The sequence below is a fragment of the Arcicella sp. BE140 genome (assembly GCF_031456255.1).
GTDB classification, from domain to species: Bacteria; Bacteroidota; Bacteroidia; order Cytophagales; family Spirosomataceae; genus Arcicella; species Arcicella aquatica.
Window position 1 is genome coordinate 295138 of record NZ_JAVDUE010000005.1, and the last position, 14173, is coordinate 309310.

At 35.5% G+C, this 14173-nt stretch carries 13 protein-coding genes; 11 read left to right on the forward strand and 2 right to left on the reverse strand.

Annotated elements, in window-relative coordinates; all coding sequences use genetic code 11:
* The first annotated feature begins 70 nt into the window (after positions 1-70).
* The 6 genes from J2Y60_RS10610 (at position 71) to J2Y60_RS10635 (ending at position 7335) form a co-directional block, all read left to right on the forward strand.
* On the forward strand, positions 71-1072 hold the full coding sequence (locus J2Y60_RS10610) for a 4-hydroxyproline epimerase (RefSeq protein WP_309917479.1): 1002 nt from the start codon (positions 71-73) through the stop codon (positions 1070-1072).
* Positions 1073-1102: 30 nt separating this feature from the next.
* Entirely contained in the window at positions 1103-2542 is a 1440-nt protein-coding gene (locus tag J2Y60_RS10615; RefSeq protein ID WP_309917482.1) for an amino acid permease, read from the forward strand.
* A 31-nt stretch (positions 2543-2573) separates the two neighbouring features.
* A complete protein-coding gene (locus J2Y60_RS10620; RefSeq protein WP_309917486.1) occupies positions 2574-4985 on the forward strand; it encodes a glycoside hydrolase family 127 protein in 2412 nt (803 codons plus the stop codon).
* A 201-nt stretch (positions 4986-5186) separates the two neighbouring features.
* Entirely contained in the window at positions 5187-6125 is a 939-nt protein-coding gene (locus J2Y60_RS10625) for a ring-cleaving dioxygenase (protein WP_309917489.1), read from the forward strand.
* A gap of 16 nt (positions 6126-6141) precedes the next feature.
* A complete protein-coding gene (locus J2Y60_RS10630) occupies positions 6142-6771 on the forward strand; it encodes a dienelactone hydrolase family protein (protein WP_309917491.1) in 630 nt (209 codons plus the stop codon).
* 33 nt (positions 6772-6804) lie between these two features.
* Positions 6805-7335 (forward strand): YceI family protein, encoded by a 531-nt coding sequence (locus tag J2Y60_RS10635; RefSeq protein WP_309917493.1) that lies wholly within the window; start codon positions 6805-6807, stop codon positions 7333-7335.
* 92 nt (positions 7336-7427) lie between these two features.
* Here the strand turns inward: J2Y60_RS10635 and J2Y60_RS10640 are convergent, their stop codons facing one another.
* Complete coding sequence (locus J2Y60_RS10640) at positions 7428-8387, reverse strand: D-2-hydroxyacid dehydrogenase (RefSeq protein WP_309917497.1); 960 nt, start codon at positions 8385-8387, stop codon at positions 7428-7430.
* A gap of 40 nt (positions 8388-8427) precedes the next feature.
* Positions 8428-9408 carry a lipid A deacylase LpxR family protein gene (locus tag J2Y60_RS10645; RefSeq protein WP_309917501.1) on the reverse strand — a complete coding sequence of 327 codons (981 nt, stop codon included), beginning with the start codon at positions 9406-9408 and terminating at the stop codon, positions 8428-8430.
* Between the two features lie 415 nt (positions 9409-9823).
* Between J2Y60_RS10645 and J2Y60_RS10650 the strand changes: the two genes are divergently transcribed.
* The 5 genes from J2Y60_RS10650 (at position 9824) to J2Y60_RS10670 (ending at position 14091) form a co-directional block, all read left to right on the forward strand.
* Positions 9824-10507, forward strand: coding sequence for a recombinase family protein (locus J2Y60_RS10650; RefSeq protein WP_309917504.1), 684 nt, complete (start codon positions 9824-9826; stop codon positions 10505-10507).
* Between the two features lie 83 nt (positions 10508-10590).
* Complete coding sequence (locus J2Y60_RS10655) at positions 10591-11406, forward strand: EboA domain-containing protein (protein WP_309917506.1); 816 nt, start codon at positions 10591-10593, stop codon at positions 11404-11406.
* A 125-nt stretch (positions 11407-11531) separates the two neighbouring features.
* The gene (locus tag J2Y60_RS10660; protein ID WP_309917509.1) at positions 11532-12551 is read left to right on the forward strand and encodes a TatD family hydrolase; all 1020 of its coding nucleotides are present in this window, start codon (positions 11532-11534) and stop codon (positions 12549-12551) included.
* A gap of 3 nt (positions 12552-12554) precedes the next feature.
* A complete protein-coding gene (gene eboC / locus J2Y60_RS10665) occupies positions 12555-13436 on the forward strand; it encodes a UbiA-like protein EboC (protein ID WP_309917511.1) in 882 nt (293 codons plus the stop codon).
* Between the two features lie 91 nt (positions 13437-13527).
* Positions 13528-14091, forward strand: coding sequence for a hypothetical protein (locus J2Y60_RS10670; RefSeq protein WP_309917514.1), 564 nt, complete (start codon positions 13528-13530; stop codon positions 14089-14091).
* Positions 14092-14173 lie beyond the last annotated feature (82 nt).

Below are 14173 nucleotides of genomic sequence, written 5' to 3' on the forward strand. Positions count from 1 at the left end.
ATCAACAAACTTTATTTTTTACAGCATACACATAACCTTACGCATTTCGATTACTTAACCATACAATACTTTGAAAAAAACATTCTTTTGCATTGATGCTCATACATGTGGAAATCCTGTCAGATTAGTAGCAGGCGGTGGACCAACACTCATTGGTGAAAACATGAGTGAAAAAAGACAGCACTTTTTAAAAGAATATGATTGGATCAGACAAGGTTTGATGTTTGAACCTCGTGGTCATGACATGATGAGTGGGAGCATTTTGTTCCCACCACATCATCCTGAAAATGATGTCGCTGTGCTCTTTATTGAAACCAGTGGTTGTTTACCAATGTGCGGACACGGAACGATTGGTACGATAACTATTGCAGTGGAAGAAGGTTTAATCATTCCTAAAACCAAAGGTATTATCAGAATGGAAGCGCCGGCGGGCTTGGTAATGATTGAATATAAACAAGAAGGGAACAAAGTAAAAAGTGTAAAACTGACGAATGTAGCATCATTTTTAGCTGCTGAAAATATCAGTGTAGAATGCCCTGATTTAGGAACATTGACAGTAGATGTATCTTATGGAGGTAATTTTTACGCCATTGTGGATGTTCAAGAGAACTTTAAAGGTTTACAACATTATACTGCAGACCAATTGATTAGTTGGAGTAGAACGATGCGTAAACGAATCAATGAGCAATATACGTTTGTTCATCCCGATAATGAAACCATCAACGGCTGTTCGCATATATTGTGGACTGGCGACGTACTCGACCCAAGCTCTACTGCTAGAAATGCCGTTTTTTATGGTGATAAGGCCATCGACCGTTCACCGTGTGGCACTGGCACTTCAGCAAGGATGGCTCAATGGTATGCAAAAGGCAAGCTAAAAAAGGGCGATAATTTTGTGCATGAAAGTATCATTGGTTCAAAGTTTATCGGTCGAATAGAAGAAGAAACTACTGTGGGTGGCAAGCCAGCCATCAGACCAAGTATTGAAGGTTGGGCTAGAATTTATGGCTACAATACCATTAATATCGACGACGAGGACGACCCTTATGCTTATGGTTTCCAAGTATTGTAAAATATAAATTCATCATACAACCTGAGCAATATGAATCAACCAACTACTTTAGAACCCTCGGCTGAACAAAATTCAAGTGCGTTTAAACGTTCGTTGAGTTTATTGGATGCCACCATGATTGTTGCGGGTTCTATGATTGGCTCTGGGATTTTTATTGTGAGTGCCGATATTACTCGCAATGTAGGTTCGGCGGGTTGGCTGTTAGTGGTTTGGTTGATAACAGGTCTACTAACCCTAATTGCTGCCATAAGTTATGGAGAACTAAGTGCCATGTTTCCCAAAGCTGGCGGACAGTATATATATCTGAAAGAAGCCTTCAATCCCCTTGTTGGCTTTTTGTATGGTTGGAGTTTCTTTGCCGTTATTCAAACGGGCTCAATTGCTGCGGTAGGTGTGGCTTTTAGTAAATTCTCCGCTTATATTTTTCCGTTTCTTAGCGAGAAAAACATCTTATTAGACCTTAAATTATTTAAAGTTTCGGCCGCTCAACTCACTTCAATCTTAATGGTTTCCTTATTAACGTATATCAATACGCGTGGTGTAAAAGAAGGAAAAACTATTCAAACGATACTGACACTCATCAAAATCATAGCATTATTCGGACTGATTATCTTTGGTTTTTCGATAGCTGCTAAAAAAGAAATTTGGGAAGCCAATTGGCAAACAGGTTTTTCACTTTTCCAATTTGATGGCATTACATCACTTCCCTACTCCAGTATGGCTTTTATGGGTGCTATTGCCGCTAGTATGGTTGGAAGCCTATTTAGTAGTGATTCTTGGAATAACGTTACTTTTATAGCAGGAGAAATTAAAAGACCTGAACGAAATATTGGACTAAGTTTATTCTTAGGAACACTTATCGTTACGGCTACTTATTTCCTGTGCAATGTAATGTATCTGAGCGTATTATCTCTACAAGAAATCGCTACCGCTGAAAACGACAGAGTGGGTATGGTGGCATCACAACATATATTCGGAGAGGTTGGTACAATGGTCATTGCTGTGTTTTTGATGATTTCTACTTTTGGTTGCGACAATGGTTTGATTTTATCAGGTGCGAGAGTGTATTACAGCATGGCAAAAGATGGCCTATTTTTTAAACAAGTAGCTCAACTTAATAAAAATGGCGTACCCGAAAAAGCATTATGGATACAATGTATTTGGGCATCTGTACTTTGCTTGAGTGGTCGCTATGGTGAATTACTTGATTATGTAATCTTTGCTGTACTGATTTTTTATATATTAACCATTATCGGAATCTTTAGGTTACGGATTACTCAGCCCAACTTACCTCGTCCTTACAAAGCCTTTGGTTACCCTTTTTTACCACTTATTTATATCTTTTCGGCATCAGTAATTAGTATTTCACTATTGATATATCGCCCTTCATTTACGTTGCCCGGTTTAGTAATCGTATTATTAGGTATCCCAGCGTACTATCTTTTTCTAGGCAAGAAGCCTCAATCATAAGTATCATCATTAGCCATAAACACTCAACAATATGTCATCATTATCTTTCAAAAGGCTATTTACTTTTGTGGTTCTTTTTTCATTTTTTATCAATGAAGCTGAGGCACAACATAATGATTATCCTATTCAACCTGTCACTTTTACACAAGTACACTTTAAGGATAATTTTTGGTTACCTAAAATGAAAATCAATGCCGAGGTAACCATTCCCTATACATTAAACCAATGTAAAATAACTGGACGGATTGATAATTTTGCTAAAGCAGCAGGAAAAATACCCGCTGAAAAAAGTACTACTTATACTTTTGATGACACGGATTTATATAAAGTGATAGAAGGGGCATCTTATAGTCTTCAAACTAAAAAAGATATTGCCCTTGAAAAATACTTAGATACCTTAATTAGTAATATTGGTGCTGCCCAAGAACCAGATGGATATTTATATACTTTTAGAACAATGAAAATTGCCAAACCACACGAGTGGATTGGTTCAAAACGTTGGGAAAAAGAAGAAGACTTAAGTCATGAATTATACAATGCAGGGCATCTTTATGAAGCGGCAGTAGCGCATTATCAAGCAACGGGTAAAAAGAATTTGCTAAATATTGCCACCAAAAATGCTGACTTATTAGTGAAAACTTTTGGCTGGGGCAAAGAAGAACGTTTCCCCGGTCATCAAATCGTGGAAACTGGTTTAACCCGTTTGTATAGGGTAACGGGCAAAAAAGAGTACTTGACTTTAGCAAAATTCTTTCTGGATTTAAGAGGGAAAGAAGGGCATTTGAACCAAGAATACAGTCAATCGCATAAAAAAGTAGTAGATCAGCATACAGCGGTGGGGCATGCGGTTAGGGCAACTTATATGTACACAGGCATGGCAGACGTAGCAGCACTGACTGGCGACAAGCAATACTTAAGTGCCATTGACGATATTTGGAATGATGTGGTTGATAAAAAGATTTACATCACAGGTGGTATAGGGGCAACGGGTAATGGAGAAGCTTTTGGGGCTGATTATGATTTACCTAACATGAGTGCCTATGCTGAAACTTGCGCCGCCATTGCCAATGTGTATTGGAACAATAGAATGTTTTTACTGCATGGCGATGCTAAATACATTGATGTATTAGAACGTACCCTTTACAATGGTTTACTTTCTGGTATTTCTTTAACAGGAGATAGATTCTTTTATCCAAATCCATTGGCTTCAATGGGACAACATCAACGCAGAACTTGGTATGATTGTGCCTGTTGTATTTCTAACATGACTCGCTTTTTGCCTTCAGTACCAGGATATGCGTATGCGCAAAATCAGAACGATTTATATATTAATTTATTTGTAGGGGGTGATGCCACTATCCAATTGACAAATACTAAGGTTGAAATCCATCAAGAAACCAATTATCCTTGGAGTGGGAAAGATGAATTTATCATCAATCCAGCTAAAAAAGCTAGTTTCAACATTCATATTCGTATTCCGGGTTGGGCAAAAAATCAACCAATCCAAGGCGATTTGTATCAGGATAAAAGTAAAAGCATAGACTTTACCCTTTTATTAAATGGGAAACCTGCAAAATATTCAATCGAAAAGGGCTATGCTGTGATTAATCGTACATGGGTTAAAGGCGATAAATTGACATTGGATTTACCAATGGAAATAAAAAAGATTGAAGCCAAAGACAGCGTTAAAGCTGATTATCAAAGATTTGCTTTGCAAAGAGGACCCTTAGTCTATTGTTTAGAAGGTATTGATAATGCAGATTCATCAGTACTGAATATCGTTGTTGATAAAAACTCAACGGTTACTCCTATTTTTCAGACTAGTTTATTGAACGGCGTGATGGCTTTAGAAATGGATGGTTCTTCAACCAAAAGGCAAATCAATAGTAATGAGTTGATTAAAACACAGCAGAAAGTAACCGCTATTCCATATTATACATGGGCGAATCGTGGTTCATCAGAAATGCAAGTGTGGATTCCTTTTGAAGCGTCGGCATCAAAACCAAAGCCTGCTCCGACCATAGCTAGTAAAAGTAAAGTTACGGCTTCAATCAAAAGTCCGATGATGTTAAAAGCACTTAATGACCAATATGAGGTTGAAAACTCTATCGACAGAAGTGGTAATTTCTTCCATTGGTGGCCAAAGAAAAATTCTACCGAATTTGTTCAGTATGATTTTGACCAAGAATATACAGTATCATCATCAGAAGTCTATTGGTTTGACGATAGTCCTTGGGGAGGGTGTTATTTACCAAGTTCTTGGAAAATATTATACCTGAAAGATGGTCAATGGCTTCCTGTTAAAGTAATCAATCAAGATGCTGTTGCTAAAGATAAATTCAACACTATTCAGTTTGAACCAATAACTACCAAAGCTTTAAAATTAGAAGTACAATTATCGAAAGATAACGCCGCTGGAATTCATGAGTGGAAGGTGAAGTAAATCTAATATATAGCATAATAAAATAGCTTCTTAGTCACGCAAATAACATGTGGCTAAGAAGCTATTTTAGTTTTAGTTTAGTTTTAGTTTATTTTTAGTCTTTTTTTCATTTTTTTCTCATTTCTGTGTTTTCTTGTCCTAGTTCAAGAGAAATCAATATCTGAGCGGATAACTTTGTATCAACAAAAAAGGAAAACAATTATGGAAAATAGAATAAATGGATTGCACCATATCACTGCTATTGCAGGAAATGCAAAGAGAAATTACGACTTTTATACAAGAGTAATGGGATTGAAAATGATTAAAAAAACTGTCAATTTCGATGACCCAAATACATATCACTTTTACTATGGTAACGCTACAGGCGAACCTGGAACAGTATTAACATTCTTCCCTTGGGGTGATGGTATTCCACAAGGAAGAAGAGGGACTCGTCAAGCTACAGAAATTGGGTATGCAGTTCCAGAAGGAAGTTTAGAATTCTGGCAAAAGAGATTCGAGCAAAACAATGTTACTTATAATAAAGTAGCTGAGAAATTTGGAGAACAATACCTTACTTTCTTAGACCCTGACGGTTTGAAATTTGAATTGATTGTTCCCAAAAAAGCTGATACTCGTACCCCATTTGAAACAGAGGAAGTAACAGCAAAACATGCTACTTTAGGTTTTCATAGCGTTACGATTACTACGAATAAAATTGATGCTACAGCTAAAGTGCTTACAGATATTTTCGGGTATCGTTTATTAGAACAACACGTAAATCGTTATCGTTTTGTAACTGATGCTGTTGAACAGGCAGCCATCGTTGATTTAGTAGAAGTACCAGGTGAAGGCGTAGGACACGTTTCAAAAGGTTCTGTACACCACGTAGCATTCAGAGTAAGCGATGATAATATCCTAATGGAATTTCGCAAAAAAGTAATGGATGCGGGTTTACAGATTACAGAGAAAATCGATAGAAACTATTTCTATTCATTATATTTCCGTGAACCAGGTGGAGTACTTTTTGAAATTGCAAGTGATAACCCAGGTTTTACAGTAGATGAATCTTTAGAAGAATTGGGATTAAACTTAAAATTACCTGCTCAATATGAACAATATCGTGCTGGTATCGAAAAAACACTTCCAAAACTGGATTAACTTACTCATTAAAATTATGTATTTACATAGCAAACAAGTTTTGACCACTGGTATTTCAATCGAAAAAGCCAAAAAAGCGATCGTGATGATTCACGGTCGCGGTGGTTCAGCTCAAGATATCATTACATTAAAAGACCATTTGAATCTTGGTAAAATGGCGATTTTTGCCCCTCAAGCTACGCAAAGAAGTTGGTATCCATATAGTTTCATGGCACCCGAGGAACAAAATCAACCTGCGCTAGATTCGGCCCTGAATGTAATTGATGAGGTAATGAAAGATATTGAAAAGGCAGGTATTCCTGCTGATTCAATCTACTTTTTAGGGTTTTCTCAAGGAGCTTGTCTTACCTTAGAATACGTGGCTAGGAATGCTAAAAAGTATGGCGGTGTTGTCGCTTTTACTGGAGGCGTGATTGGCGAAGTATTGGTAAAAGAAAGATATAAAGGAGACTTTGAGCAAACACCAATATTAATCACCACAGGCAATCCAGACCCACATGTTCCGTTAGTAAGGGTAGAAGAGAGTATTTCGATTCTAAAAAAACTTAATTCGAATGTTCATTCAGAAATTTTCAAAGGGAAACAACATGCTATTTCTTTGGAGGAAATCAATTTAGCGAACCAATATATTTTTAAAGAAAATTAATTATCAATTTCATAATATTAAACTTAAAACATCATGTCAACTACAATCTGGGCTATTGACCCATCACATTCAGAAGTACAGTTTAAAGTTAAACATTTAGTTATCACAACTGTAACAGGACATTTCAAAGAATTCAGCGGAACAGTTGAGGCTGGAGACGATTTTGAAGATGCAAAAATATCATTCGAAGCAAAAGTGGATTCTATTAGTACCAATAGCGAACAACGCGACGGACACTTAAAAAGTGCTGATTTCTTTGAAGTTGAAAAGTATCCAACACTTTCATTTACTTCTACTAAATTTACAAAAAAAGATGATGATGAATTCGAATTAGTAGGAGACTTAACCATCAAAGGCGTAACAAATCCTGTAAAATTGGCAGTAGAATATGGCGGAACAGCCACTGACCCTTGGGGAAATGTAAAAGCTGGGTTTGAATTAACCGCTAAAATCAATCGTAAAGATTTTGGCTTAACTTGGAATGCTCCAACAGAAGCGGGTGGAGTTTTGGTAAGTGAAGAAGTGAAATTAATAGCTAATATTCAGTTATTAAAGCAAGCATAATACACATTTAAAAATGTCTCTATCCTCAAAAGTATAGAGACATTTTTAAATTAATACATTGATTTACAACAAGTTATTACGTATTGTATAAATTATTTATTAACAATATTTGTAGGATTTCCTCCGATATAGGCTGAGATATTTTCTAAAGCGATGGCTAGTAATCTTGTTCTTGCTTCTTTAGTAGCCCAAGCTATGTGTGGTGTAATAATACAATTTTCTGCTGTAAACAATGGATTATCTTTTTGAGGGGGTTCTACAGAAAGTACATCTATCCCAGCCCCTGCAATAGTGCCATTATTCAATGCTTCTGCTAAATCTTCATCGACTACAATGGGTCCTCTTGAGGTATTAATCAGGAAAGCAGTGTTTTTCATTTTCTGTAAATTTTCACGATTAATCAGTCCTTTTGTTTCGGCAGTTAATGGACAATGAATACTTACTACATCTGATGCTACTAACAAATCTGGTATGCTTGCCCATTTAAAATTTTTACGATGCGATTGGTCGGTTTGTGTACGACTATAACCAATGACGTCCATTCCAAAGGCTGTAGCAACATCTGCAACTCTTTGACCAATGCTACCAAAACCAATAATGCCTATGGTTTTTCCAGCTAATTCAATTAAAGGGAAATCCCAGAAACAAAAATCTTTAGAATTTGCCCATTTCCCATCATGAACAGCATCACTATGTTTTTGAACTTGTAAAGTAAGTTCTAGTAAAAGCGAAAAAGTCATCTGCACAACAGATTCAGTACCATAAGCAGGTACATTACTTACAATAACTCCTTGATTTTTAGCAGCTTCAATATCAACAATATTATATCCCGTAGCCAATACACCAATGTATTTCAAACTACTTAATTGTGAAATTTCTGAAGCTCCAAGTGGTGTTTTATTCGTTAACACAATCTCTGCCCCGTCGGCTCGCTCTACAATTTTTTCGCTTGGAGTTCTATCGTAAATTGTTACTTCCCCTAATGCGTTTAACTCATCCCATGATAAATCCCCAGGATTTAAAGTATATCCATCTAAAACGACAATCTTCATCTTGCTTAGTTAATTTGTTATAATTACAAAGCTAATTAATTTACCAATTGTAATACAATGAAAGATTTCCGACACTATGTCTATACAGCCCTTTTTTATAAGCACTTGCTACTTTTTGATTATACGAAATACCAAAATTACCTTTAGTAATTACAGCTCCGTATGAAATTTCAGCAAACCAATTTCTTATACTATTTTGATAAACATCTGTTTTTGAATTATTTACCTCTCCATTCATCAACTTATTAGTGAGGATATACGATGCTTCAGGTTTAAAGATAAAATATGCCTGAAATTTTTTAAAACTACTGGATTTACTCCCATATTGATTTAAAAATCCTTGAAAATATGGACTAAATTTACCAATCCTAACCATTGGATACACTGTTACAGAATTGAGCATATTACCAAGCGTGGCTCTCCCTCCTGCCATTACTTCAATAAATTTCTGAAAATGAAATACTTCTTTCTCAGCAGTGAAGTTTATGTTAAAAATAGCAGTATTATCTAATTGGTTATCCCATCCTCTTGGAATTTTATCATTAATTATCCTATGCATCAGTGTTTGTGTTTGTTTTGCCAAAGCTGCTGGTCCCCTTACTCCCGCTATTATCTCTGTTTGAAAATCGTATTTCTTAACAGGATTATAAGAATAAAGTGTATGTGTAATATACAAAGACCCCGCAAATGGATAATCATCTGGTTGAAATTCTGTTTTGGTAATATCTCTCGGAGTAACCATGAGTTGTGCAAAGCCCCAACCAAAAACATTAATGGTGCTATCGCCTGCTTTCGGTAATAGTCTATCCACAAAAAAATGAGAGTCATGTTTTTTTGTATAAAATAAATCGAATCTTGTTCCATTGCTGTAAGCTTCATCAGTTCCTATTCCTCGAACGTTAAAAAAGTCATTGTCTTCGTACAATCTAAACATAAACCGTGGTGACGATTTTTGAGCAAATATTGAATTCGTAAATATTAAAGCTATAATAGTAGTTAAAATTTGAAACGCGTTTTTCATGAAGATTAAAATTAAAAAGTTCTTTCATCTGAGCTTTGACTTAGAACACTAAATACATTTTTTTAAAGTGATTATTAATAGTAAAGGAATTTTGAAAGAATAAAATTCCTTTAATTAAAAAAAACTAGAAAATCAACCTTGAATAAAATAAAAATGATTTTTAGAAGTTTTGTTTAAAATCTAATACGACCCTCTTAGATTTTAAACAAAGCGTATTATATTTGTCTAAAAGTCAAACTTGAGGTTAAAATTCTAAAAGTTGATAGTTTCGGTTATTTCAAAAATTAAATTTGAAAAACAGCAGTAAAATGAAGCGCTTGAGAATCCGTTATTCTGTACCAGAATTAATCTGGCAAAGAAATAATAAAATCTCAGCGGATTTAAAAAAGAGATTTTAAACATATAAAATCTATCTATGAAAAAATATGTAAGCTATCTACGTGTTTCAACAAAAGGTCAAGAACGTTCGGGACTTGGGTTAGAAGCCCAACGTGCCATTATTGAACATTATGCAAAAATTGATGAAGCAGCTATTGAACATGAATTTATTGAAGCCATCAGTGGTAAAGACATTGAAAATCGTCCTAAATTGATGGAAGCGATTAAATTGTGTAATGAAAAAAAATACACATTTATCGTTGCAAAACTAGATAGATTGAGCAGAGATATTGAGCATATATTCAAATTGAAAAAATTATTAGGCGAAAACTTTAAAAGTTGCGATTTACCTGATACTGATACAGTTACACTAGGAATTTATGCAATTTTCGCTCAAAGAGAAAGAGAAATCATTAGTATCAGAACAAAAGTAGCCTTAGAAGCTAAGAAAAAAAGAGGTGAAAAAATGGGTAACCCACAGTATTTTACCCAAGAAACCAGAGACCTTGGCGGGAAGATGCAAAGAGAAAAAGCCATTAAAAATATTAACAACAAAATGGCAAGTGGTATGATAGCACGATACAATAGGGATGAATATACGTTGGAAAGTATTGCTCAAGAACTCAATAATTTTGGTTTCAGAACCGTTAAAGGAAAACTGTTCAACCGTTCAACGGTTTGGTATTTAATAAAACGACAAAAAGAGATAAATACTACGTAAACAATGATTTTTATTACGTTAAATTTCCCTCGCTGTTCTTACCTTTGATAAATATTATTTTGCATTAATTAGACTTAAAAATTGTGAGCATACAGAGCAACCTTTTAAAAATTATCCAAGAAAATGCTACAGATAAAGAGCTAAATTGGATTTTAAGCAAAACATCGGGTGATAGTAAACATATTTTAACAGCATTTGTCGCCACACCAAGATTTGTATCAAAAAAGACAGTAAATATTTTAGTTGATAACGAAAATCTTGTTCATGAATGGACGATGGATAGGTTAACAAGAGTTTATTTATTGTTATCTATTCCACACGACTCAGAAGAAACGTATCTTAAAAATATTAATTCACTTTTTGATACCGCTGAAATCAATGAAGCTGTAGCCTTATATTCAGCTTTACCTTATTTAGCTTTCCCTCAAAAATGGGTTTACAGGGCTACAGAGGCCGTTCGTTCTAATATTGGTTTGATTTTCGATTCTTTAGCATTTAGAAATACTTTTGCTAGTACATATTTTTCTGAAGCAGAATGGAATCAATTAGTGTTAAAATGTATTTTTAATGATAAGCCGATTCATTTAATTCATGGTTTAGCCGACAGAGCCAATCAAAAATTAGCGGATACGCTTTCAGATTTTGCCCATGAACGTTGGGCTGCTGGCAGAACAGTTCCAGCACAAGTTTGGCGATTAGTTATTCAGTTTTTGAACGAGAGTTTATTGAAAGATATAGAGAAGTTATTGTTGACAGATAGTCAGCAAAATCAAATTGCTGCAATATTAGTATGCAAAGAAACAACTTTTGAGCCTGCAAAATCCTTGCTTGAAAAATATTCAACATTAGTAGAAGGACTTGATAGTCAGCGTATTTCTTGGAAAACTTTAGAAGAATAAGTAATTATCGCTTCTATTGTCCGATAATAAAGGATATACTAATTAGTATTTTATTCGAAATTTAAAGCTAGTTCAAATCAGAGTTTGTGTGTTGACCTTTGAGCTAGTTATTAACCACTAATCAAATGTGCCAAAAACATAACGAAATAACCCAAAATCCTTCACATTTTGAAGGAACAGCCGAAGAATTGGCAACGGCTACGAATGTACAAGTCAATTTCATGGATTATATCAAAGACATGAAGTTTTTTGATCCACACATTCACATGACTTCTCGTACTACTGATGACTATCAAGCATTGGCTGATGCGGGCGTGGTAGCTATTATTGAGCCTGCTTTTTGGCTGGGTCAACCACGTACAGGGCTTTCAACTTTCAAAGATTATTACAGCAGTTTGATAGGATGGGAGCGTTTTCGTTCTTCGCAATTTGGTATCAAACATTATTGTACTATCGGTCTGAACTCTCGCGAAGCCAACAATGAAGCCCTTGCAGAAGAAGTAATGGAAATTCTACCGCTTTATTTATATAAAGAAGGTGTAGTTGGGGTTGGCGAAATTGGTTTTGATGACCAAACGCCTGCCGAAGAAAAATATTATCGTTTACAATTAGAGTTAGCCAAAGAAGCTGGTTTACCAGTACAAGTACATACTCCACACCGTGACAAGAAAAAGGGAACTGAAAGAAGTATGGCTATTGCACTAGAACATGGTATTAGTCCTGAAATGGTAATTATTGATCATAATAATGAAGAAACTGTAAAAAGTGTATTAGACCAAGGTTTTTATGCGGCCTTTACTATTTATCCATTCACAAAAATGGGTAACGAACGCATGGTAGAGGTGGTAAAACAATATGGTTCTGAAAGAATTATGATTAATTCTGCAGCAGACTGGGGTATTAGTGACCCCTTGGCTATTCCCAAAACGGCAGCGTTAATGAAAATAAAAGGAATCTCAGACCATGATATTCGTTTGGTTACCTATCAAAATGCCATTGATGCCTTTGCTCAGAGCGGACAAATTAATGTGGATGATTTTGAAAATCCGCAAGAAATAGACCAAAGTCTAAAATTTAATGGCAACACGATTTTGAGGGGAGGACAACAACCAAGAGTCGATAAAAATGCCTTAATCATTCGTTAAGTTTTGAACATAAAAGCATACTTCCAACTTTTAAGACCTGCCAACATTGTGACATCCGTAGCTGATATTTTCGCTGGGATTTCCATCGCAGGTTTTATTTTTTCAAGCGATACTCAAAGTATTCAAACGGTTCTTTTACTCGTCATTGCTACCAAGTGTTTGTATGGTGGTGGTATCGTGTATAACGACGTTTTTGATGCTGAACTAGATGCTGTAGAGAGACCCGAACGACCGATTCCAAGTGGAAGAGTCAGTAAGCAAAGTGCTGCCATATTCGGCAGTATTTTGCTTATCATTGGTATTATTGCAGCCTTTCTCAACAGTACTCAAAGTGGACTAATCGCTATTGCCGTTGCAATTTTGGCATTGGTTTATAATCGTTTCGGCAAACATCATGATATCATTGGTCCAATTAACATGGGGCTTTGTCGTGGCGGAAACCTGATTTTAGGAATGTCTGCTGTAGCTACTGCTCCAGCGGAACTGTGGTATTTAGGTATTATTCCTGTTATATACATCGCTGCCATAACGATGGTAAGTAGGGGAGAAGTGCATGGAGGAAGCCAAAAAACATTATATTTTGCAGGATTTTTATATGCTTTTGTTAGTATTTCTCAATTGCTTTTTGCATTTCAATTAGGCTATTTTGAACTAGCAATTGGCTTTGTGTTATTACACATATACTTGATTTTCAAACCATTAATTACAGCAATTACTGACCCAATAGGGCCTAATATCGGCAAGGCTGTGAAAGCAGGAGTACTGTCTTTAATCGTAATGGATGCAGCATGGGTAAGTGTTTCAGGAAACTGGATTCTTGCTTTATGTGTTTTAGCATTGTTGCCCCTTTCTATGAAATTGGCGAAGTTATTTGCCGTTACATAAAGTGAAGGAATTATGCCTTGATTAAGCCAATGGTATGGATTCATCATTAGTTAAATATTGTTTAAAATTTGATTTTTTACTCGTATTATAAATGTCTCAGATTCAGCAAACATTTCAGGTTAATTTTTCGTACAATATCTTATTTACCGAAAATCTCTTCGCCCCTGAAAACACTACTTTAATTACTTTCTTAAACGATTTTGGCAGTCATTATGGTGCAAATGAGTTTCGTAAGAAAATTTTATTTCTAATTGACGAAGGTGTTGCCAACACTCATCAATACTTGCAAGAAGCCATAAAAAAATACTTTGAAGGTCAAGAACAAGTGGAGCTAGTAGCAGACATTATCGTGTTACCGGGTGGAGAACAAGTAAAAAATGATGAAATATATTTAGCTCAAACACTCCGAGCAATTGATACTTATGGTATCGACCGTCACTCATTTGTAGCTGCCATAGGCGGTGGAGCATTTTTAGATATGACAGGCTATGCATCAGCTATTGCTCATAGAGGCGTAAAACATATTCGTATTCCTACGACTGTTCTTTCTCAAAATGATTCGGGTGTTGGTGTAAAAAATGGTGTAAATTATTTTGGTAAAAAAAACTTTTTAGGCACATTTGCTCCGCCAGTAGCAGTATTGAGGTTTTCATAACATTTGTGCGAAAATTTACGGTTTTTAACTAATAGATTAGTTGTCTTGCTACATTGATTTGAAAATAAACCTACCATTCTTG